17 protein-coding genes and 2 tRNA genes are annotated in these 21,844 nt (G+C 71.8%); 8 read left to right on the top strand and 11 right to left on the bottom strand.

Features of this window, described 5'->3' with window-relative positions; all coding sequences use genetic code 11:
* Positions 1-91: 91 nt before the first annotated feature.
* Together DQ392_RS26520 and DQ392_RS26515 are read left to right on the top strand one after the other, a co-directional pair.
* Positions 92-733 (top strand): TetR/AcrR family transcriptional regulator, encoded by a 642-nt coding sequence (locus DQ392_RS26520; protein WP_114018236.1) that lies wholly within the window; start codon positions 92-94, stop codon positions 731-733.
* The gene (locus tag DQ392_RS26515; protein WP_114018235.1) at positions 730-1,494 is read left to right on the top strand and encodes a glucose 1-dehydrogenase; all 765 of its coding nucleotides are present in this window, start codon (positions 730-732) and stop codon (positions 1,492-1,494) included. Before DQ392_RS26520 ends, DQ392_RS26515 begins: the two co-directional genes overlap by 4 nt.
* A 75-nt stretch (positions 1,495-1,569) precedes the next feature.
* Here DQ392_RS26515 and DQ392_RS26510 read toward each other — a convergent pair whose 3' ends face one another.
* Positions 1,570-4,203, bottom strand: coding sequence for a valine--tRNA ligase (locus DQ392_RS26510; RefSeq protein WP_114018636.1), 2,634 nt, complete (start codon positions 4,201-4,203; stop codon positions 1,570-1,572).
* A 132-nt stretch (positions 4,204-4,335) separates the two neighbouring features.
* On the opposite strand from DQ392_RS26510, the gene DQ392_RS26505 reads away from it, so the two are divergent.
* The 3 genes from DQ392_RS26505 (at position 4,336) to DQ392_RS26490 (ending at position 7,583) form a co-directional block, all read left to right on the top strand.
* The gene (locus DQ392_RS26505) at positions 4,336-5,403 is read left to right on the top strand and encodes a hypothetical protein (protein WP_114018234.1); all 1,068 of its coding nucleotides are present in this window, start codon (positions 4,336-4,338) and stop codon (positions 5,401-5,403) included.
* 302 nt (positions 5,404-5,705) lie between these two features.
* On the top strand, positions 5,706-6,707 hold the full coding sequence (locus tag DQ392_RS26500) for a hypothetical protein (RefSeq protein WP_114018233.1): 1,002 nt from the start codon (positions 5,706-5,708) through the stop codon (positions 6,705-6,707).
* 63 nt (positions 6,708-6,770) lie between these two features.
* Entirely contained in the window at positions 6,771-7,583 is an 813-nt protein-coding gene (locus DQ392_RS26490) for a hypothetical protein (RefSeq protein WP_181856593.1), read from the top strand.
* 120 nt (positions 7,584-7,703) lie between these two features.
* Here DQ392_RS26490 and clpX read toward each other — a convergent pair whose 3' ends face one another.
* The 5 genes from clpX to DQ392_RS26465 all read right to left on the bottom strand — a co-directional run bounded on the left by clpX (position 7,704) and on the right by DQ392_RS26465 (position 12,358).
* Positions 7,704-8,987 (bottom strand): ATP-dependent Clp protease ATP-binding subunit ClpX, encoded by a 1,284-nt coding sequence (clpX, locus tag DQ392_RS26485; RefSeq protein ID WP_114018231.1) that lies wholly within the window; start codon positions 8,985-8,987, stop codon positions 7,704-7,706.
* A 177-nt stretch (positions 8,988-9,164) separates the two neighbouring features.
* Positions 9,165-9,824: an ATP-dependent Clp protease proteolytic subunit gene (locus DQ392_RS26480; RefSeq protein WP_114018230.1), complete on the bottom strand. Its 660-nt coding sequence runs from the start codon at positions 9,822-9,824 to the stop codon at positions 9,165-9,167.
* A 100-nt stretch (positions 9,825-9,924) separates the two neighbouring features.
* Positions 9,925-10,542 (bottom strand): ATP-dependent Clp protease proteolytic subunit, encoded by a 618-nt coding sequence (locus DQ392_RS26475; protein WP_114018229.1) that lies wholly within the window; start codon positions 10,540-10,542, stop codon positions 9,925-9,927.
* Between the two features lie 233 nt (positions 10,543-10,775).
* Positions 10,776-12,179, bottom strand: a complete 1,404-nt coding sequence (gene tig / locus DQ392_RS26470; RefSeq protein WP_114018228.1) for a trigger factor — start codon at positions 12,177-12,179, stop codon at positions 10,776-10,778.
* A gap of 102 nt (positions 12,180-12,281) precedes the next feature.
* Positions 12,282-12,358: transfer RNA gene (locus DQ392_RS26465), tRNA-Pro, on the bottom strand.
* A gap of 56 nt (positions 12,359-12,414) precedes the next feature.
* Here DQ392_RS26465 and DQ392_RS26460 point away from each other — a divergent pair.
* Positions 12,415-12,485 (top strand) — tRNA-Gly (locus DQ392_RS26460).
* Positions 12,486-12,721: 236 nt separating this feature from the next.
* Here DQ392_RS26460 and DQ392_RS26455 read toward each other — a convergent pair.
* The gene (locus DQ392_RS26455; protein ID WP_114018227.1) at positions 12,722-12,916 is read right to left on the bottom strand and encodes a hypothetical protein; all 195 of its coding nucleotides are present in this window, start codon (positions 12,914-12,916) and stop codon (positions 12,722-12,724) included.
* A gap of 582 nt (positions 12,917-13,498) precedes the next feature.
* On the opposite strand from DQ392_RS26455, the gene DQ392_RS26450 reads away from it, so the two are divergent.
* The gene (locus tag DQ392_RS26450) at positions 13,499-14,737 is read left to right on the top strand and encodes an acyltransferase family protein (protein ID WP_114018226.1); all 1,239 of its coding nucleotides are present in this window, start codon (positions 13,499-13,501) and stop codon (positions 14,735-14,737) included.
* A gap of 80 nt (positions 14,738-14,817) precedes the next feature.
* Here the strand turns inward: DQ392_RS26450 and DQ392_RS26445 are convergent, their stop codons facing one another.
* The 3 genes from DQ392_RS26445 to DQ392_RS26435 form a co-directional block, all read right to left on the bottom strand.
* Positions 14,818-17,343, bottom strand: coding sequence for an FtsX-like permease family protein (locus DQ392_RS26445; RefSeq protein WP_114018225.1), 2,526 nt, complete (start codon positions 17,341-17,343; stop codon positions 14,818-14,820).
* Positions 17,344-17,387: 44 nt separating this feature from the next.
* Positions 17,388-18,239, bottom strand: coding sequence for an ABC transporter ATP-binding protein (locus tag DQ392_RS26440; RefSeq protein WP_114018224.1), 852 nt, complete (start codon positions 18,237-18,239; stop codon positions 17,388-17,390).
* A 141-nt stretch (positions 18,240-18,380) separates the two neighbouring features.
* Entirely contained in the window at positions 18,381-19,544 is a 1,164-nt protein-coding gene (locus DQ392_RS26435; RefSeq protein WP_114018635.1) for a PP2C family protein-serine/threonine phosphatase, read from the bottom strand.
* Between the two features lie 147 nt (positions 19,545-19,691).
* Here DQ392_RS26435 and DQ392_RS26430 point away from each other — a divergent pair, with 147 nt between their 5' ends.
* The gene (locus tag DQ392_RS26430) at positions 19,692-20,948 is read left to right on the top strand and encodes a GNAT family N-acetyltransferase (RefSeq protein ID WP_114018223.1); all 1,257 of its coding nucleotides are present in this window, start codon (positions 19,692-19,694) and stop codon (positions 20,946-20,948) included.
* 47 nt (positions 20,949-20,995) lie between these two features.
* Here the strand turns inward: DQ392_RS26430 and DQ392_RS26425 are convergent, their stop codons facing one another.
* On the bottom strand, positions 20,996-21,844 hold the full coding sequence (locus tag DQ392_RS26425; RefSeq protein ID WP_114018222.1) for an Fpg/Nei family DNA glycosylase: 849 nt from the start codon (positions 21,842-21,844) through the stop codon (positions 20,996-20,998).

Below are 21,844 nucleotides of genomic sequence, written 5' to 3'. Positions count from 1 at the left end.
CCCCGCTCGCGTCCGGCCCCCGCACCGGGCCGTACCCGGGCCGGTTTCAGCCGCGGTGGCATATTGTGTCATGCAGGCATAGTCTGCTGACATGCTGGTCGCCAGTAACCCGTCGATTTCGCTCACCGAGCGCCGCAAGGCGAAGACCCGCACGGACATCGCACGCACCGCCGCCGCGCTCTTCGTCGAACGCGGCGTGCGGGACACCCGGGCCGAGGACATCGCACGGGAAGCGGGCGTCGCACCGCGGACCTTCTACCGCTACTTCCCCACCAAGGAAGAGGCCGTCGCCCCGCTCTTCGCGGCCGGGGCCAGGCAGTGGGTGGACGCCACCCGGGCAGCCCCCGCGCACCTGACCCTCGCCCAGGCCCTGGTGCACGGCACCCGCGAAGCGCTCACCACCGACGACGCCGCCAACGCCGAATCCCTGGAGTGGGTGCGCGCGCTGCTGCGGCTGGCCGCGGCGAACCCCGCGCTGCGCTCGGTGTGGAACGACGCCTACCACGCGTCCGAGACCGAACTGGCGGCCGCGCTCGCCGAGCGCGCGGGCGACCCGCGGCACGCCGCCGCGCTCCCGGTGCGGCTGGTGGCCGGCACAGCGGCGACGGCGGTCCGCGTGGCCGTCGAGACCTGGGCGGCCGGTGACGCGCCGGCCGACGGGCCCGAGGGCCCCGCGGCGCTCGCCGCGCGCTGCATCACATCCCTGAGCGAATCCCCCTGGAGCACGACATGACCGACCTCAACGGCAAGACCCTCCTGATCACCGGAGCAGCACGCGGCATCGGCGCCGAGACGGCCCGGCAGGCCGTCGCCGCGGGCGCCAGGGTGGTGCTCACCGACGTCCTGGAGGACGAGGGCAAGGCCACCGCCGCCACGCTGGGCGACCACGCCCGCTTCGCCGCGCACGACGTCACCTCGGAGGAGGACTGGCAGCGCGTCGCCGACCACGCCGTCTCCGAGTTCGGCTCCCTCGACGGCCTCGTCAACAACGCGGGCATCTCCACCGGCGCCCCGCTGGAGTCCGTCTCCACGGAGTTCTTCCGCAAGGTGCTCGACATCAACCTGACGGGCGTCTTCATCGGCATCAAGACCGCCGTACCCGCGATGCGGGCGGCCGGCGGCGGCTCCATCGTCAACATCTCCTCGGCGGCGGGGCTGATGGGCCTGGCCCTGACCGCCGGGTACGGCGCCTCCAAGTGGGGCGTCCGCGGCCTCACCAAGATCGGCGCCGTCGAGCTGGGCACCGACCGCATCCGGCTCAACTCCGTGCACCCCGGCATGACCTACACCCCGATGACCGCCGAGGTCGGCATCCGGCAGGGCGAGGGCAACTACCCCAACACCCCGATGGCCCGCGTGGGCGAGCCGGGTGAGATCGCCTCGGCGGTGTGCTTCCTGCTCTCGGACGCGGCGTCGTACATCACCGGCGCCGAGCTCGCCGTCGACGGCGGCTGGACCACAGGGCCGACCGTCAAGTACGTGATGGGACAGTGAGTCCGCCGGCCTCACGGAAACACCGCGCCCCCTCCTCCGCGTACGGAGAAGGGGGCGTTGCCGTCACCGCCCGCGTCAGGCGAGCCGGTCCAACTGCTGCGTCAGGCGCGCGATGTCCGCCTCGGCCGCGGCCTTGCGGCCCCGGATCTTGTCCACGACGTGCTCGGGCGCCTTGGCCAGGAACGCCTCGTTGGTGAGCTTGGCCCCCGTCTGCGCCAGCTCCTTCTGAGCCGCGGCCAAGTCCTTCGTCAGCCGCTTGCGTTCGGCGTCCACGTCGATGGCGCCGGACAGGTCGAGGCTGACGGTGGCGCCCGCGACCGGCAGCGAGGCCGTCGCCTGGAAGCCCTCGCCCGCCGGCTGGAGCCGCAGCAGCTGCCTGACGGCCTCCTCGTGGGCAACCAGCGGGGTGCCGGCCAGCGCGAGGTCGGCGGGGACCCTCTGGCCGGGCTGGAGGCCCTGGTCCGCGCGGAAGCGGCGGACCTCGGTCACCGCCTGCTGCACGGTGGCGATCTCCGCCTCGGCCGCCGCGTCGCGGAAGCCGGAGTCCTGCGGCCAGGCGGCCACGACAACGGACTCGCCGCCGGTCAGCGTCGTCCACAGCTCCTCGGTGACGAACGGGACGATCGGGTGCAGCAGCCGCAGCGTGACGTCCAGGACCTCGCCCAGGACGCGGCGGGAGACCTCCGCGGCCCGCCCGCCCCGGGCGAAGGTGGTCTTGGACAGCTCGACGTACCAGTCGAAGACCTCGTCCCAGGCGAAGTGGCGCAGCGCGTCGGCCAGCTTGGCGAACTGGTAGTCCTCGTAGTGGCCGTCGACCTCACAGAGCACCGTGTTCAGCCGGGAGAGGATCCAGCGGTCGGTGGCCGCCATCTCGCTCGCGTCCGGCAGCGCCCCCTCGACCGTGGCGCCGTTCATCAGCGCGAAGCGGGTGGCGTTCCAGATCTTGTTGGCGAAGTTGCGGGACGCCTTGACCCAGTCCTCGCCGATGGGCACGTCGGTGCCGGGGTTGGCGCCGGAGGCGAGGGTGAAGCGCAGCGCGTCGGAGCCGTAGGCGTCCATCCACTCCAGCGGGTCGACGACGTTGCCGAAGGACTTGGACATCTTCTTGCCGTGCTCGTCCCGCACCAGGCCGGTCAGCGCGATGGTGTGGAACGGCGGCTCGTCCATGACGTACGTGCCGAACATCATCATCCGCGCGACCCAGAAGAAGATGATGTCGTAGCCGGTGACCAGGACGTCGGTGGCGTAGAACTTCGCCAGGTCCGGCGTCTCGTCCGGCCAGCCCAGGGTCGAGAAGGGCCACAGGCCCGAGGAGAACCAGGTGTCCAGGACGTCCGGGTCCTGGTGCCAGCCCTCACGGGCCGGTGGCTCCTCGTCCGGGCCGACGCACACGACCTCGCCCTCGGGGCCGTACCAGACCGGGATGCGGTGGCCCCACCACAGCTGGCGGGAGATCGTCCAGTCGTGCATGTTGTCGACCCAGTCGAAGTAGCGGGACGACATGTCGGCCGGGTGGATCTTCGTGCGGCCGTCGCGGACGGCGTCGCCCGCGGCCTTCGCCAGCGGGGCGACCTTGACCCACCACTGCATGGACAGCCGCGGCTCGATGGTCGTCTTGCAGCGCGAGCAGTGACCGACGCTGTGCACGTAGGGGCGCTTCTCCTCCAGGACCCGGCCCTGCTCGCGCAGCGCGGCCACGATGGCCGAACGGGCCTCGAAGCGGTCCAGGCCCTGGAAGGGGCCGTGCGCGGTGATCACGCCGCGCTCGTCCATGACCGTGAGCATCGGCAGGTCGTGGCGGCGGCCGATCTCGAAGTCGTTCGGATCGTGGGCCGGGGTGACCTTGACCTGTCCCGTGCCGAACTCGGGGTCGACATGCGAGTCGGCGACGACCGGGATGGTGCGGTCGGTCAGCGGCAGCTTGATCTGCTTGCCGATCAGGTGGCGGTAGCGCTCGTCGTCCGGGTGGACGGCCACCGCGGTGTCACCGAGCATCGTCTCGGCGCGGGTGGTGGCGACGACCACCGTCTCCTCACCCTCGCCGTACTTCAGCTGGACCAGCTCGCCGTCGTCGTCCCTGTACTCCACCTCGATGTCGGAGATGGCCGTCAAGCAGCGCGGGCACCAGTTGATGATCCGCTCGGCGCGGTAGATCAGCCCGTCGTCGTACATCTTCTTGAAGACGGTCTGGACGGCGCGCGAGAGGCCCTCGTCCATGGTGAAGCGCTCACGGGACCAGTCGACGCCGTCACCGAGGCGCCGCATCTGGCCGAGGATCTTGCCTCCGTACTCCTCCTTCCACCGCCACACGCGCTCCACGAACGCCTCACGGCCGAGGTCCTGACGGGACTTGCCCTCCTCGGCGAGCTGCTGCTCGACCTTGTTCTGGGTGGCGATGCCGGCGTGGTCCATGCCGGGCAGCCACAGCGCCTCGTACCCCTGCATCCGCTTGCGGCGGGTGAGGGCGTCCATGAGGGTGTGCTGGAAAGCGTGCCCGAGGTGGAGAGATCCTGTGACGTTCGGGGGCGGGATGACGATGGTGTACGGCGGCTTCTCGCTCTTGGCGTCCGCCTCGAACCAGCCCGCCTCCACCCAGCGCTCGTACAGCTTCCCCTCTACCTCGGCCGGCGCGTACTGGGTCGGCAGATCTGCGGGGATGGCGCTGTGCGGCCCGTTCGCGTCCGGGCTCTGCTGAGTGTTGTCCGTCACGACCGCCAGTGTACGGGCGCCGATGTCCCGGTCTCGAATCGGTTTGAGGACCGGTGCAGCGCTCGGGAACGGCATCCGTCACTATGTGCGTCAGCGCATTCGACTACATGTTCACGGAGGGGAAGCGCCGCCATGAGTGACAACCAGCCCGGCCCGTACGGCGGCCAGCCAGGGCAGCCCGGGCCCTACGGCCAGCAGCCGGGTCCCTATGGGCAGCCGCCCCAGCAGCCCGGCGGCCCGAACCCGTACGGCGGCGCCCCAGGGCAGCCCGGCTACGGCTATCCACAACAGCCCGGCGCACCGCAGCAGCCTCCCGGGCCCCCGCCCCAGCAGGGCGGAGCGCCCTACGGCTATCCGCAGCAGCAGCCCGGCATGCAGCAGCCCGGCATGCCGGGACAGCCGGGCGGCCCCTACGGGCAGCCCGGCCAGCCGGGGATGCCCGGGATGCCGACGCCGCCGCCGAGCAGCGGCGGCAAGGGCAAGACCATCGGCATCGTCGTCGCGGCCCTGGTCGTCGTCGGCGCGGTGATAGGCGGCGTCGTCCTCTTCACCGGGAAGGACGACGACAAGGGCGGCGGCAGCGGCGGAGGAGGCGGCTCCTCGGTCGCGGACGACGGCAAGAAGTACAAGCTCATCACGCCGGAGACGGTGGCGTCCGAGTACGACAAGAAGCCGGGCTCGGAGAACAACTCCTCCAGCGGGTTCAGCGAGTCCGACCGGCAGAAGTTCGAGCAGTTCGGGGTCAAGCACCCCAAGAGCGTCTCGGCGACCTACGAGAGCGGCGAGGGGATCAACGCCAAGTCGCTCAACTTCGGTGGCGTCTACGGCGAGATCGACAACCCCGAGGCGGTCGTCAACGCCGCGCTGCTGATGGTGGCCAAGGAGGCGGAGAAGGACCCGAGCACCGGCGGTGGCGGCAAGGCCGAACTGGACGGCAAGCCGCAGGAGGTCAACCCGGCGGGTCTGGGGGACGACGCGGTGATGAAGTGCCAGAAGGTGAAGTTCACCGCGCCTCCCGGCGACTCCTCGGGCATTAAGGGCTTCACCATGCCGTTTTGCATGTGGGGCGACCACAGCACCATCGGCTTCGTGGTGACCGCTTCCTCGGCCGATGTGATCAGCGGCAAGAACACCCCCGTGTCCGAGGCCGGCGAGACGACGGCGAAGGTCCGCAAGGACGTGCGCGTGCCGCTCAAGTGAGCCCGCGCGCCTCGGGCGGCGAGGGCGACCAGGGGTGACGACGGCGCCCGGCGGTCTCTGCCGGGCGCCGTCGCGCACACGGCGCGCTTCACACCCCGCCCGCCTCGGAAGACTCTGCGCGCCTCGGACCGCACACACCACGCGTCCCGACGGATTACGCGCAGAGCGGGGCAATCCGCTGCGCGAGTTTCACGATTGCGTCCCCGCCCGGCACCGATTCGGCGCCCGGTGCGGCGTTCTCGTCGTGCATCCGTCAAGATGAGCTGGCGCGATAAGCACATCAACGGAGGGGAAGCGCCGCCATGAGCCACAACCAGCCAGGCCCCTACGGCCAGCCTGGGCCGTACGGTCAGCAGCCGCCGCAGCCCGGAGGGCCGGGCCCCTACGGCGGCGCTCCGGGCCAGCCGCAGCCCGGCTACGGCTACCCCCAGCAGGGCCAGCCGCAGCAGCCCGGTTACGGCTTCCCGCAGCAGGGCCAGCCACAGGGCGGCGCACCGTACGGACAGCCGGGGCAGCCGGGCCACGGGCAGCCGGGGATGCCGGGACAGCCTCCGGGCATGCCAGGACAGCCGGGCCCCTACGGGCAGCCGGGCCAGCCCGGGATGCCGATGCCGCCGCAGGGCGGCGGCGGCAAGGGCAAGACCATCGGCATCGTCATCGGCGCGCTGGTCGTCGTGGGCGCCGTCATCGGCGGGCTGTTCGCCTTCGGCGTCCTGGGCGGCAACAGCGACGTCGCCGACGACGGGCCGCACAAGCTGACCGTCCCCGACCAGGTCGGCGCGTACAAGACCAGTTCGTCCGCGGGCGACAGCGACGGCGGCCCCGTCGGCGCGACGGACGAGGCCAAGGCCGCCGAACTCGGCGTCGAGGACGCCAAGAAGGTGACCGGCGGATACACGACCGGCAGCGGCACCAGCAGCAAGTCCATGAGCTTCAACGGCGTCTACGGCACGATCGACGACCCGGAGAAGACCATCGACGACGCCTTCTCCAAGGCCAACGAGAACTCCCAGGACACCGGCGACAACGTCGGCGAGTCCGAGAAGGTCTCCTGGGACGGCGAGGCCGAGTCGGTGGAGCCCGCGGGGCTGGACGGCGCGCTGATGAAGTGCCGGACCGCGAAGGTCACTGAGGGCAGCAACAGCCTGTCCATGCCGATCTGCGTGTGGGCGGACCACAGCACGATGGGCACCGTCGTCGGTGTCGACGTCGCCGCGGCCATGAAGGGCACCGGCGGCGTCTCCAAGGACGAGGTCGCCAAGTTCGCCGCCGACCTGCGGACGAAGGCCCGCGTCAAGGCCTGAGCAGGCAGTCGGCAGTCGGCAGTCGGCCGATTCCGCACACGTCCAGGGGAGGGAGCCCACCGCATGACCCAGCCACCCGGCCCGAACCCACCGGGCGGACACGGGCAGCAGCCCCCGGGGCCCTACGGCGCCCCCGGCCCCTACGGACAGCCCCCGCAGGGCCCCGGCCCGTACGGAGCGCCGGGGCCGTACGGCGGGCCGCCCGGCGCTCCCGGCCCTTACGGTGCATGGCCGCCCCCTCCTCTGCCGCCGCCCCGCCGCGGCCTGGGCGGGGGTGCCATCACGGCCATCGTGCTCGGCAGCCTGGTGGTGGTCGGCGGTGCGCTGTTCGGCATCGGCGCGCTCGTGTCCGCGAGCAAGCCGCACGGCACCGAGAAGATCCGGTTCCCCGCCACGCTGGAGAGCGGCTCCTACAGCAGGGTGGACGACAACGCCCAGGTGACCGAGCAGGAGCGGCAGCTCCAGGACGAGCTGCCTGCCGACGGTGTCGCCAAGGTCGCCACGTACTCCGCCGGTTCCTCGGGCAGCCCGACAGCGGGCGGACTGGCCGTCTCCGGGGCCTACGGGGACATCGACGCCTCCTCGTCCGAGATGCGCGACGACATGCTGGACGGGATGGGGCAGAGCCAGAACGGGCGGGTCGTCGGGGAGCGCAAGGAGTTCACCCGCGGCGGCGTGGAGCTCTCCTGCCAGCTGACGCACCTCTCCCAGGGCGGCGCCAGCGTCTACGCGCCCGCCTGCGCGTGGGCGGACGAGTCCACGATGGCCGTCGTGCTGGAGGTCGACATCGCCAACACGGCCCCGGGCTCCATCGACCTGGAGGAGTTCGCCGGCCTCACCTCCCGCGTCAAGGACAAGGTGACCGTGCCCAAGTAAGGCGCCCTTCGGACGGCGGTAAGGCGCCCTTCGGGCGGCAGAACGGTGAGGGCCCGCACCCCGGTCGGGGTGCGGGCCCTCACCGTTGCCCTCGGGGGCGTGAGGCGGCGCCGTGGGCGCTCAGGCGCTCTTCTCGTGGCGCTGCTGCTCGCCGTTGCCGCGGGCGCGCGGAACCAGCGTCGGATTGACGTTGGAGTGCACGACCTCCTCGGTGATCACGACGCGCTCCACGTCCTTGCGGGACGGCACCTCGTACATCACCGACTGGAGGACCTCCTCCATGATGGCGCGCAGGCCGCGCGCCCCGGTGCCGCGCAGGATGGCCTGGTCGGCGATGGCCTCCAGCGCGGGGCGGTCGAAGTCCAGCTCGACGCCGTCGAGTTCGAACAGCCGCTGGTACTGCTTGACCAGGGCGTTGCGGGGCTCCATCAGGATCTGCAGGAGCGCCTCGCGGTCGAGGTTGTGCACCGAGGTGATGACCGGGAGCCGGCCGATGAACTCGGGGATCATCCCGAACTTCACCAGGTCCTCCGGCATGACCTCCTCGAACTGGTTGGTGGCCTCGATCTCCCGCTTGGAGCGGATGTCGGCGCCGAAACCGATGCCCTTGGCACCGGCGCGGGACTCGATGATCTTCTCCAGCCCCGCGAAGGCACCGCCCACGACGAACAGCACGTTCGTCGTGTCGATCTGGATGAACTCCTGGTGCGGGTGCTTGCGGCCGCCCTGCGGCGGCACCGAGGCCGAGGTGCCCTCCAGGATCTTCAGCAGCGCCTGCTGAACGCCCTCGCCGCTGACGTCCCGGGTGATCGACGGGTTCTCACTCTTGCGGGCGACCTTGTCGATCTCGTCGATGTAGATGATGCCGGTCTCGGCCTTCTTGACGTCGTAGTCGGCCGCCTGGATGAGCTTCAGCAGGATGTTCTCGACGTCCTCACCGACGTAACCCGCCTCGGTGAGCGCCGTCGCGTCGGCGATGGCGAAGGGCACGTTCAGCATCCTGGCCAGCGTCTGCGCCAGCAGTGTCTTGCCGGAGCCCGTGGGCCCCAGCAGCAGGATGTTGGACTTGGACAGCTCGATGCCGTCGTCCCGTCCGCTCCCGTTCTCGCCCGCCTGGACGCGCTTGTAGTGGTTGTAGACCGCGACCGAGAGCGCCTTCTTCGCGGCCTCCTGGCCGACGACGTAGCCCTCGAGGAACTCGTAGATCTCCCGGGGCTTGGGCAACTCGTCCCAGCGCACCTCGGAGGACTCGGCGAGCTCCTCCTCGATGATCTCGTTGCAGAGATCGATGCACTCGTCGCAGATGTACACACCTGGCCCCGCGATGAGCTTCTTCACCTGCTTCTGGCTCTTGCCGCAGAACGAGCACTTGAGCAGATCGCCGCCATCACCGATGCGTGCCACGAGGAGCTTCCCCTTCGCCTGGGATCCGTCAGGGATGTACGGACCGAGGTACGTGCTGAAACGACGGTACCTTGCCCGGCCGCCGGAATGGGCCCCCCTTGGAACGACCTGGCCGACACTTCCCGCACCGCGCCGTGTCGTTCCAAGGGGCTGTGGGCCGCCTGAACGGGCTGTCCGTCAGACTCCCACGGAGGACTTGCGGGTGGAGACGATCTGGTCGATCAGCCCGTACTCCAGGGTCTCCTCGGCGGTGAGGATCTTGTCCCGCTCGATGTCCGCGGAGATGACCTCGCGCTCCTTGGTGGAGTGCTTGGTGAGCATGTCCTCCAGCTGGTCGCGCATCCGCTGGATCTCGTTGGCCGCGATCTCCAGGTCGGAGACCTGGCCGCGGCCCGTCTCGCTGTAGGGCTGGTGGATGAGGATGCGGGCGTTCGGCAGTGCCATCCGCTTGCCGGGGGTACCGGCGGCGAGCAGCACCGCGGCGGCCGAGGCCGCCTGGCCCATGCAGACGGTCTGGATGTCGGGCTTGACGAACTGCATCGTGTCGTAGATCGCCGTCAGCGCCGTGAAGCTGCCGCCCGGGGAGTTGATGTAGACCGAGATGTCGCGGTCGGGGTCCATCGACTCCAGGCACAGCAGCTGCGCCATGACGTCGTTGGCGGAGGCGTCGTCGATCTGCACCCCGAGGAAGATCACGCGCTCCTCGAAGAGCTTCGCGTACGGGTCGTACTCCCGCACGCCCTGCGAGGTGCGCTCGACGAAGCGCGGGACGACGTAGCGGGACTCGGGCGCGATGCCGGTGAACTCGGCCCGCGGGCCCGGCTGAAGTGAGGTCATCGGGAGGTTCTCCTGGAGGTGAACGGGTGGCTGCGGTCGGGGCGGGGGCCGTGCGGCCCGGGGCCGCACGAAGGCGTGCCGTGCGGCGCTGTGGCGGGCCTCACGCGCCCGTTCCGCCGCCGCCCGGAAGCTGCGCGGCGCTGCCGTAGACCTCGTCGATGAGACCGTACTGCTTGGCCTCCTCGGCGGTGAACCAGCGGTCACGGTCCGCGTCGCGGGTCCACTGCTCGACGGTCTGGCCGCTGTGCGCCGCCGACAGCTCCGCCAGCCGCTTCTTGGTGCGCAGCAGCTGCTCGGCGTGGATCTTGATGTCGGTGGCCGAGCCCGCCAGGCCCGCGGAGGGCTGGTGGATGAGGATGTCGGCGTTGGGCAGCGCGAACCGCTTGCCGGGCGTGCCGGCCGTCAGCAGGAACTGGCCCATCGACGCCGCGAGTCCCATGGCGATGGTGACGACATCGTTCTTGATGTACTGCATGGTGTCGTAGATCGCCATGCCCGCCTGGACCGAACCGCCCGGGCTGTTGATGTACAGGAAGATGTCCTTGTCCGGGTCGGCGGCGAGGAGAAGGAGCTGGGCGGTGATCTTGTTGGCGATGTCGTCGTCCACCGGCTGGCCGAGGAAAATGATGCGCTCGTCGAGCAGCCGGTTGTAGACCTGGTCGCCGAGGCCGCCACCGTAGTTGGGCTCACCGGCGGCGGAAGGCTTCGGAAGCGTCACGTGTCCACCTGCTCGTGTCCGGACGGCCACGCGAAGCTGGCCGTCACTGGGGTCTTCGTCTACTGGGGACCCTAACGCGCCACCCGGCGGCAGCCATCCCGGTCAGAGCGCATTTCGCTGTGAGCGCAGGTCACCCGACCGGCCGGGCCGACAGCCGAACGGGGGGCGCCGGGGGCGTGCTCTCGCGCGCCCCGGCGCCCCCCGTTCGCGGGTCCGTTTCCGGGAGAGCCCGGTCAGCCCTCGGCCTTCTCCGCGCCGGACTTCTCGTCGCCCTCGGCGGCGGCCTCGGCCGTCTCGGCGGCGGCCTCGGTCTCGGCCGCCTCGTCCTCGTCGCTCAGGTCGACGGGCTCGCCGTTGGTGTCCTTGACGGTGACGGCCTCGACCACGCTCGCCAGGGCCTTGCCGCGGGCGACCTCACCGACGAGGACCGGCACCTGGCCGCCCTCGACGACGGCCTGCGCGAACTGGTCCGGGCTCATGCCGGAGGACTGGGCACGGCGCATCAGGTGCTCGGTCAGCTCTTCCTGGCTGACGTTGAGCTTCTCCTTGCTGACCAGCTCGTCCAGGACGAACTGGGTGCGGATGCCCTTCTCCGCCTGCTCCTTGAGCTCGGCGTCGAAGTCCTCCTCGGACTTGTCCTGCATCTTCAGGTACGAGCCCAAGTCGAGGCCGAGCTGGCCGAGCTGGTGGTTGACCAGGTTGTGCTTGCGGCTCTCGATCTCGTCGGCGAGCAGCTTCTCCGGGATCGGCACCTCGGTCAGCTCCAGAAGGGCGTCGAGCACCTTCTCCTGGGCCTGGGTGGCCTGCTCGTACTTCTTCTGGTCGGCCAGCCGCTTGCGGCTGTCCTCGCGCAGCTCCTCCAGCGTGTCGAACTCGCTGGCCATCTGCGCGAACTCGTCGTCCAGCTCGGGGAGTTCCCGCGCGGAGACGGACTCGACCGTGACGGAGACGTCGGCCTCCCGGCCGGCGCCGGAGCCGCCCTTGAGCTCGGAGGTGAAGGTGGCCGAACCGCCGGCCTCCAGACCCGTGACGGCCTCGTCGATGCCGTCCAGCAGCTCACCGGAGCCGATCGTGTAGTCCACGCCCTGCGCGACGCCGTCCTCCAGGACCTCGCCGTCGATCTTCGCCTCGAGGTCGACCTTGACGACGTCACCGTCGGCGGCGGCGCGCTCGACGACCGAGGTGGAGGCGAACCGCTCACGCAGCTGCTCGACGGCCTTGTCCACGTCCTCGTCGGAGACCTCGACGGCGTCGACCTCGACCTCGATGCCCTGGTAGTCGGGGATCTCGATCTCGGGGCGGACGTCCACCTCGGCGGTGAAGGCCAGCAGCTCGTTGTCCTTCAGCTCGGTGATGTCCACCTCGGGCTGGCCGAGCACGTTGAGCTCGCCCTCGTCGACGGCGGACTGGTACAGCTTCGGGAGCGCGTCGTTGACGGCCTCTTCGAGGACGGCACCGCGGCCGAAGCGCTGGTCGATCAGGCGCGCGGGGATTTTGCCCTTGCGGAAGCCGGGAACGCTGACCTGCTGGTTGATCTTCTTGTACGCCGCGTCGAGGCTGTCCTTGAGCTCCTCGAAGGGCACCTCGACAGTGAGCCGAACCCGGGTCGGGTTCAGGGTCTCCACGGCGCTCTTCACGGTCGGTCTCCTTGGGGCTGGCATTGGGGGTCTTGCTGATTCTTGAGCTGCGCCCCGTATGCATGCAGACACGACACAGGCACGCGCGTCTTTCATAGTACGTGGTCGGGGTGGCCGGATTCGAACCGACGACCTTCCGCTCCCAAAGCGGACGCGCTACCAAGCTGCGCCACACCCCGTCGATGCGACACGTAGAGTACATGTCGTAGGATGCGGCTGTGCCGATCCGGCCTCTGCGGGCGTAGCTCAATGGTAGAGCCCTGGTCTTCCAAACCAGCTACGCGGGTTCGATTCCCGTCGCCCGCTCGCAACGAAGGCCCGGCCCCCTGGTGGGGGCCGGGCCTTCGCCGTGGAAAGAGCCTGCTCAGCGCCTGCGCGGCAGCTGTCCAGCGCCTGCGCGGCAGCACTGATGGGCGCGCGCCGCGTACCTCTCGCGCACATCCCGCGTACGCACCGTGTCCCGTCGTGTCCGCGCGCGGACAGCCCGCGGCCGCCCGGGGCGTCTCCTGGGGCGGCCGGGGCTCGGCGGGGCGGTGGTACGGCTAGAAGCTGATCTGGTTGATCGTGTCCGCGATCGAGTTCAGGAACCTGTTGATCGACGGCGCCATGCCCGTGGAGGCAAGGAAGAAGCCGAAGAGCATGGCGACGATGGCCGGCCCCGGCTTGATGGACTTGCCCCTGATCATTACCACCAGGATGACCGCCAACAGCACGACTACGGACAGCGAGATGGCCACAACTGCTCACACCCTCATGGTCGGAACCTCACCCGGCCTGGGGGCCTGCCACCGTGGCCACACCCCCGCGCACACGGCGCCCACCCATCGTGCCACCAACTGCGGTGGCGCAGGGACCGGGTGACCGTCCGTCGGCCCCATCATCGGGTAAATCCTCGCCGTTGACAGGGGTACGTGCTCCACGATGTTGACGGAGGCGCGCCCGGGGAGGGGCGCCCGGGCCCGCAATTCAGCCACCAATTCGGCCTGATCAATGCGCGGCGTCGCATATGTGCACGTGGTGCATTGCGGTCGGCACCGAGTGCCGTTTGTCGTCGCCCGTGAATTGCCGGTGCGGGTCTGTGAATTGTGGGCTCGCTCACAGGGACCCACAGACCCGACAGGGGGCTCACGGGGCGCCGACGGGGGCACGAGCGCGGGGCCGCCGGCCTCCTGGGGACCGGGTTCGAGCGGGGCAACGGGCGCCAAACCGAACATTCGCGCCATGATCCCTCAGCCCCGTTCCTGTGCGGGGGGAATAGGACGCAACCAGGCGGGAAGAAGGGCCGCGACGAGAATTTACGGTCCACAGGTTCGCGCGCTATGGTGCGGCAGATGTTGCACGCTGGTTATGAGCGGGCGCCGCTCCCCCCCGTCCGCCAGGAGTCACCCTCCGAGACGCCACCGGCGTCGTCGGAGGAGCCTGCGAAGCCGCAGTCCCCCAAGGCGCAGAAGAAACCAGCAGCCAAGCAGCGGGACCCGTTCTTCGACAACGCCAAGTACCTGACGATCGTTCTCGTCGGGATCGGCCACGCCTGGGACCCGTTGCGCGAGGACAGCCGTACGGCGGAAGCGCTGTACTTCGTCCTCTACACGTTCCACATGCCCGCTTTCATCATCATCTCCGGCTATCTGTCCAGGAGTTTCGAGGGCAAGCCGAAGCAGGTGCAGCGGCTGGTCACCGGGGTCGTGGTGCCCTACCTGGCGATTCAGTTCGCCTACACCTTCTTCATGCGCTGGGCCAACGACGACCCGGACAGGGAGTTCCACTTCCAGGAGCCCGGATTCGCACTGTGGTTCCTGTGCGCACTGTTCGTCTGGCGGCTGACGACCCCGCTGTGGAAGAGCCTGCGCTGGCCGATGCCGGTCGCGCTGGCGGTCGGGGCTGCGGCCAGCGTGACGCCGTCGATCGGCGGCGACCTGAACCTGATGCGCATCGGGCAGTTCCTGCCCTTCTTCGTGCTCGGCCTGCAATTGCAGCCCCGCCACTTCCAGCTGGTGAAGCGCAAGGAGGCGCGGTACATCGCCGTGCCGGTCACGCTGTGCGCCATGGTCTTCGCCTACTGGGCGGTGCCGCGGATGTCCAAGGCCTGGTTCCTGCACGACAAGGCGGCCGCGGACATGGACGTGCCCTCCTGGGCGGGTGCTGTGATGTATCTCGCGCTGTTCGGCTGCGGCCTGGTGATGACGGCCTGCTTCCTGTCCTGGGTGCCGAGGCGGCACATGTGGTTCACCGTGCTGGGCGCGGGCACGCTCTACGCCTACCTGCTGCACATCTTCTTCATCCAGGGCTCGCGCCAGTTCGACTGGTACGAGATGGACTGGGTCGACCACCCGCTGAGCCGGGTCGCCATCACCGTGCTGGCCGCCGTGATGATGACGGTGCTGTGCACGCCGTGGGTGACGAGGCTCTTCAAGTTCGCGATCGAGCCGAAGATGGACTGGTTCTTCAAGCGCGACCCGGGCGCCATGGCCCGCAAGAGGGAGTCCTCCCCCACCACGGGTTCCGCTCCCGCGTCGGGCGAGGCCGCACGGCGTCCGGTCTCGCACCGGAAGCGGTAGCCCGCACCCGCGCACGGCTCGGCCCCCTCTCCCTTCCACGGGAGCAGGGGGCCGACTCGTGTGCGCGGGGCCCGGGCCCGTCAGCGCCGGCCCATCCCGGCCAGCACCGCACGCGCGGGCACCGTCGTGGAGGCGAACGTGAGCACCGTCACCGTGGCCGCGATCGCCGCGTACAGGGCGGGGGGAACGTGCGGCGGCGCCTGGAAGAGCCCTTCGGTCATCGGGCGGAGGGTGAGCAGGGCGATCCCGGTGCCCAGGGCGAGGGCCGAGACGGTGATCAGCGCCGCCTCCCAGTGCACCATCCGCAGCACCTGCCCCCGGGTCGCGCCCAGCAGCCGCAGCGCGGCCATCTCGCGGCGCCGGTCGGCGACGGTCATCACCAGGGTGTTCGCCGCGGCCACGGCGGCGAAGCAGCCCAGGACGAGGGCCATGGTGAGGTTGCCCCACCTGTTGACGGCGCGGTCGCGGTCCGCCGCCCTGGTCCAGGCCGACGTGTCGAGGACCTCGCCGAGGACGCTCAGGGCCTCGGCGACCCGCGCGGTGTCGGCGCCCGGCTCCTGGCGGACCAGTACTTCCGCGTCGTAGGGCGAGGCAACGTGGCCCTTCAGCGTCGCGCGGTCCAGCACGATCGGGGAGAGTCCGGTGCCCCGGGTGTGGACGGCGACCACCTCGGGCCGCACCTCGGTGCCGTCCGGCAGCCGCAGACCGATCCGGTCACCGAGGCCCACGCGGGCGCCGCGGGCGACGAGGCGGTCGACGGCAACGGTGCCCTCCCGCAGGTCGTCGAGCGAGCCGTGGCTCACGCCGAGGTCCTCCACCGCGGACAGCCGGCCCGCGCGCTCGGTGACGCCCTGGGCGTCCGCCGTCTGCAGGAAGGTGCCGCCGGAGCGGATCTCCACCAGCACCGTCGTGCGCAGCACGCCCACCGCGGCGGCCACGCCGGGCGTGCGGGCCGCGCGCTCGGCCGCGGTGCGCGGCAGCCCCGCGCTCTCGTCACCCCCTGAGCCGGTGACGATGTGATCGGCACGCAGCCCGGCCCGCTGCTGGAGGCCGGCCTGCCGGTCCTCGCTGGTCTGGAGGAAGAGCAGCGTGCAGCAAAAGGCCATGGCCGAGACGACGGGCGTGAGCGCCGACGCCAGCCTGCGGGCGTTGGCCCAGGTGCCCGCGGCGGCCAGCTCGGAGGCGGCGGAGCCGGCGCGCAGCGGCAGCCCGAGCAGCCAGGAGCAGGCCTTGGCGACGTACTGGCCGAGCAGGGCGACCGCCGTCATCAGCAGAAGCACGACGCCGAGCGCCAGGTTCGCCGCGTCCTCACCGCCCTCCTGGCCCGCCACCCGCGCCATGGCCACGCCGCCCGCCAGCGCGCCGAGCCCCAGGAGGGTGCGGACGACGCCGGGCCGGAACCGTTCGCGGGCCGCGTCACCGAGCGCCTCCCTCGGCCGCGTCCTGGCGGGGCGGCGGGCGGCGAGGTGGCCTGCCAGCAGCGCGGTGCCGACGGTGACGCCGAGCGCGACGGCCACCGGGGCCGCGCCGAGGTGGAGGTGGACGCTCTTGGGTACGGCGTCGCGCTCGCGCAGCGCGCCGAACCACCAGCGGGCCAGCGCCGCTCCGGGCACGCAGCCCAGCGCCCCGGCGAGCGGCGCGACCAACAGCGTCTCGGTGGCGACCGTGCGGCGTATCTGGCGCGGGGTGGCGCCGACGGCGCGCAACAGGGCGAACTCGCGGCGGCGCTGCGTGAGGGAGAGCGCGACGGTGCCCGAGGCGGTGAAGACGGCGGTCAGCGTGGCGAGGGCGCCGAAGGAGATACCGAGGGCCTCCAGCGCCTCCTTGCCGTACGCCACGTCCGTGTCCTCCGCGGCGCCTTTGGCCTGGCCGGTGCGGACGACGGGTCCTTCGCCGAGGGCGCGGCGCAGTCGGGAGGCCACCGCCTCGGTGTCGGCTCCCGGTGCGGTCAGGACGGCGAGGGCGTCGGCGCGGGAGGGGTGGCCGGCGAGCGCCCGTGCGCCGGCGTCGGAGAACCAGGCCGCCGTCCCCTCGTCCCCCGGCCCCGCTCGCGCGACGCCGGTGACGCGGAACGCGCGGTCTTCGTCCGCCGTGGTGAGCCGGAGGGTGTCGCCGGGGGTCAGGTCGCGGGCGGCCGCGGTGTCCGCGTCGAGGACCACGTCGCGGCCGGTGCGGGGCGGCCCGCCCGCGGTGAGTTCGGTTCCCGTAAAGGCGGCGGAGCCCCAGCCGTGGCCGGTGAGGGTCGCCGCGGGGTGGTGGGCGCCGACGGTGGCGGTCACGTCGGGGACGACGCGTGCCACGCCGGCCACGGCGCGCGCCGTGGCCGCGGCCTTCCCCACAGCGATCCTGGCGCGTTCGGGGACGGTCTCGCCGACGTCCTCACGGGCCTCGCCGCTGCCGGTGAACAGGTGCGCGCGCTGGTCGGCGGTCACCACGGCGGGCGCGTCGGCGTAGCGGTGCGGTACCGCGCGGGCGCGCGCACCCGTGTCCGCCAGGAAGGCGCAGGCCGAGACGATCATCGCGGTCATGGTGAGCGCGACGAACGTGCCCGCGAAGGCGACCGGATGGGCGCGGACCGCGGACCGCGCCAGCCCGTTGGGCACCATTCTGACCGGCCAGGGCGCCCGTGGGCGCCGGGCACCGTGCGGGCTCACGCGACGGCCTCGGGGAGCGGCCGCGGTCCGCGCCGCGCGAGGCGGGCGGTGAGGTCGCTCATGCGCGCCGCGATCAGGCCGGCCGTGCGGGCGGTGTCCGTGCCCGCGCGGCAGGCCAGGCTGTCCACCAGGGTGCCGTCCGCCAGGAAGAGGACGCGGTCGGCGTGGGCCGCGGCGGCCGGATCGTGGGTGACCATGACGATCGTCGCGCCGGTGCCCGCCGGGCCGACCGGTTCGGGCGGGGCGTCCACCGCGGCGCGCAGCAGGGCGAGGACCTCGCCCGCCGTACCGGTGTCCAGGGCGCCGGTCGGCTCGTCGGCGAAGATCACGTCGGGTGAGGTGACCAGCGCACGGGCGAGCGCCACTCTCTGCTGCTGGCCTCCGGAGAGCTGGTCGGGACGGCGGCGCGCGTACGCGCCGAGGCCGACCTGGGCCAGCACGCGCGCTGACCGCCGTCGGTCGGGGCGGTGCCCGGCAAGCCGCAGCGGCAGCAGCACGTTCTGTTCGACGGTCAGGGACGGCAGCAGGTTGAACGCCTGGAAGACGAAGCCGAGCCGGGTGCGGCGCAGTTCGGTGAGCTTGTTCTCCCCGAGCGCGGCCAGGTCGGTACCGCCGAGGCGGACGGTGCCCGAGGTGGGCCGGTCGAGTCCGGCGGCGCATTGCAGCAGGGTGGACTTCCCCGAGCCCGAGGGGCCCATGACGGCCGTGAAGCTGCCGTACGGGAGTGTCAGGTCGATGCCGCCGAGGGCCCGCACCCCGCGCCCGTAGCGCCGGGTGACCCCGCGCAGCTCCACGGCGCCCATCGCCCCTCCCGGTGCGATGGGTGCCCCCTTCCGATGCTCGCGCATGCCGCTCTCCGTCCCTGGTGATCCCGCGAGTTGGCCACCTCGAACGTATGGATCACGGGTGGGTCCGGGCCATCCCGCTCGCCCCAGAGCCGGGGTGGGGGCAGCACCAGTACGGGGCGTCGGGCAGGCCGGGTGCGGCCCTCAGTCGCGGCAGATCAGCAGCAGTGCGCGGTCGTCGTTGACGTCGCGCGCCACCGATTCGATCAGGTGCCAGGCGGCGCCGTGGAAACTGGAGGAGACGTAGCGGTCGGCCTCGCCCGTGAGGCGGTCCATGCCCTCGGTGAGATCGCGTTCCGCGGTCTCCACCAGTCCGTCGGTGAAGAGCATCAGCACGTCGCCGCGGCGCAGCCTGCCCTTGACCGGGTCGAACTCGGCACCGTCGTAGACGCCCAGCAGCGGGCCCTCGGCGGCCTTCTCCTCCCACTTGCCGGAACCGGCGTGGAGCTGCATCGCGGGAACGTGGCCCGCGGAGAGCAGTTCGTAGTCGCCGCTGTCGAGGTCGAGGACGAGGTGCACGGAGGTGGCGAACCCCTCGTCCCAGGACTGGCGCAGCAGGTAGCCGTTGGCGGCGGGCAGGAAGGCGTGCGGCGGCAGCGAGCCGAGCAGCCCGCCGAAGGCGCCGGACAGCAGCAGGGCCCGGGAGGCGGCGTCCATGCCCTTGCCCGAGACGTCGGTGAGGACGAGTTCCAGGGTGCGCCGCCTCGGCCCGGTCCTGGCGGCGACGACGAAGTCCCCGGAGAAGGACTGGCCGCCCGCGGGGCGCAGCGCCATCTCGTGGTGCCATCCCGCGGGCAGCTTGGGCAGCTTGCTCTGGACGCGGATGCGTTCGCGCAGGTCGAAGAGCATGGTGCCGCCGCGTCTCCAGGGCACGCCGACGCGGCTGCGGAACTGCGCGATGAGCAGGCCCGAGAGTCCCGCGGCGGCGACCACCAGGATGGTGCCGGGGGTGACGCGTCCCGCGCCGTCGTGGAACTCCCAGGGCTCCAGCAGCAGCGACTCGACCATCAGCGCGACCGCGGCGGCGGCGTAGAGCGCCAGCAGGCTGGCGGGACGCAGCAGCAGGCCGCCGGCGATGATGGGCAGCACCAGCGCCTCGGGCGCGCACCACAGCGGTGTGAGGACGGTGGCGCACGTCAACGCCGGGACGGTGAGCAGCAGTCCGGCCAGCGCGACCCAGTCGGAGGCGCCGCCGCGGAAGTAGTCGACGGCGGATCTGCGCAGGTTGGTGCGGACCCGGTGCCAGGCCTTGAGTGCCTGGTGCGACCGGGTCGTCGCCTTGGAGGGTTCCGCGCGGCGCTGCGCCATGCCCACGGAGCCTAGCCACCCCTCTGGCGGCCCGTCGATTCCCGGCGTGGGCCCTGGGGGCGTGCGGGGCGCGCGGTGGCGGCGGGGCGGCGCGCCCGCGGTCAAAACCGTTAGCCGGTGTTCGAATCGCCTGCTAGTGATGGCCGTATGACGACTGAGCTGCGTGTTCTCCTGCCGTCGGAGTGGGACACCTGGTACGAGAGGGTTCTGAGCGCCTTCGTGGGGGTGGAGACGCCCGAGGAGCGGAAGTTGTACCGCTCGCTGACCGAGACCGCGCGCTGCCTGGGGGTGTGGGACGAGGGGCGTCCGGTGGCCACGGCGGGGCTGCTGTCGTTCCGCATGGCCGTTCCCGGAGGCGCGGTGGTGCCCACGGCGGGGGTGACGATGGTGACGGTGGCACCGACCCATCGCAGGCGCGGCATCCTGCGGTCCTTCATGCGCCGCCAGTTGGACGACATCCGGGCGGCGGGTGAGGAGCCGCTGGCCGTGCTGACGGCGTCCGAGGCGGCCATCTACGGGCGGTTCGGATACGGCCTGGCGGCGGGCCGTATGGCGGTCAGGATCGACACCGGCAGGAGCACGCTGAGCCTCCCCGCGCCCCTGGCCACCGAGGCGGACGGGCTTCAGCTGCGGGCCTCGGACACGGCGTCCGCGCTGCTCCAGGAGTGCGAGGCGGTCTACGCGCGGGCCGTGCCCCGGCGCCCGGGGATGCTGGAGAGGCGCCCGGGATGGGAGCACACGCCCCTGCTCGACCCCGAGCGCCGGCGCGACGGCGCTTCGCCCCTGCGCTGCGTGGTGGCCCTGCGCGACGGCACACCCGTGGCGTTCGCCCGCTACGCGGTCAGGCTCGGCGCCTCCGAGTCGGGCGCGCCCGAGGGCGAGGTGCGGCTGCGGGACCTGGAGGCCGTGGACGCGGCCGGACACGCGGCGATGTGGCGCTTCTTGTGGTCCCTCGACCTGACGACGTCGATCGTCGCGGACAACCGGCCGGTGGACGACCCGTGGCTGCACCTGGTGGACGACCCGCGCCGCTCCGCGAAGCACCTCAACGACGACACGCTGTACGTGCGCCTCGTTCAGGTGGGCGACGCGCTGGCCGCCCGTTCCTACGGTGCCCCGCTGGACGTCGTCCTGGAGGTCGAGGACGCCTTCTGCCCGTGGAACAGCGGACGGTGGCGGCTGGCGGGCGACGAGAAGGGCGCGGTGTGCGAGCCCACCCGGGAGGCGGCCGATCTGTCGCTGTCCGTGCGGGAGCTGGGCCGCGCCTATCTGGGAGGGGTCTCCCTGGCCGCGCTGGGCCGTGCGGGTCTGGTGCGCGAGGTACGGCCGGGATCGGGCGCGCTGCGGGCGGCGGCCACCGCCTTCGCGAGCGAGACGGCCCCCTGGCTGCCGCACGGCTTCTGACGAGGCGCGCGCCAGGCCCGCTCGGGCGGCGGGCACGCCCGGGCGCCTCATCGGTCCGGCGGTCGCTCCTGCTGGCAGTGGGGGCACCAGAAGAGGTTGCGGGCGGCCAGTTCGGCGGTGGCGACGGGACTGCCGCACACCAGGCAGGGCTGCCCGGCGCGGCGGTAGACGTAGACCTCGCCGCCGTGGTCGTCCACGCGCGGCGGGCGCCCCATGGCCTCGGGGGTGTGCGCGTGACTGACGGTGTCGATGCGGTTCTTGCGCACCCCGTCCGTCATCAGGGCGACCAGGTCCTCCCACAGCCCGTCCCACTCGGCGCGGGTCAGGTCGCGGCCCGCGCGGTAGGGGTCGATGCCGTGCCGGAAGAGGACCTCGGCGCGGTAGACGTTGCCGACCCCGGCGACGATCTTCTGGTCCATGAGCAGCGCGGCGATGCTCGTACGGCTGCGGGAGATCCGCGCCCAGGCCGCCTCGGGCGCGGAGGCGGCACGCAGCGGGTCGGGCCCCAGCCGGTCGCTGACGGCCTGCTTCTCCGGTTCGGCCAGCAGCTCGCAGCGGGTGGGGCCGCGCAGGTCCGCGTAGTGCAGCGGCCCCGCCGGGGTCTCGCCGGGGCGGGTGGCCAGCCGCAGCCGTACCTGGCCGACGGGCTCGGGGGGTACCCCCTCGCCGAAGCGGAAGGTGCCGTACAGGCCCAGGTGTATGTGCACCCAGCCGACGGACCCGAAGCCCAGGAAGAGGTGCTTGCCGTGCGCCTCGGTCGCCGTCAGCGCCGTGCCGTCGAGCAGCGCGGCGCCGTCGGCGAACTTGCCCTGCGGGCTGGACGCGTCCAGCGTGCGCCCGGCGAACCGGTCCGCGACGTCGCGGGCCAGCCGGTGGATGGTGTGTCCCTCGGGCAC

The sequence above is a fragment of the Streptomyces reniochalinae genome (assembly GCF_003323735.1).
Lineage (GTDB): Bacteria > Actinomycetota > Actinomycetes > Streptomycetales > Streptomycetaceae > Streptomyces > Streptomyces reniochalinae.
The sequence above is the reverse complement of the archived record's forward strand: the minus strand, read 5'-3'. Positions and strand labels throughout refer to the sequence as shown.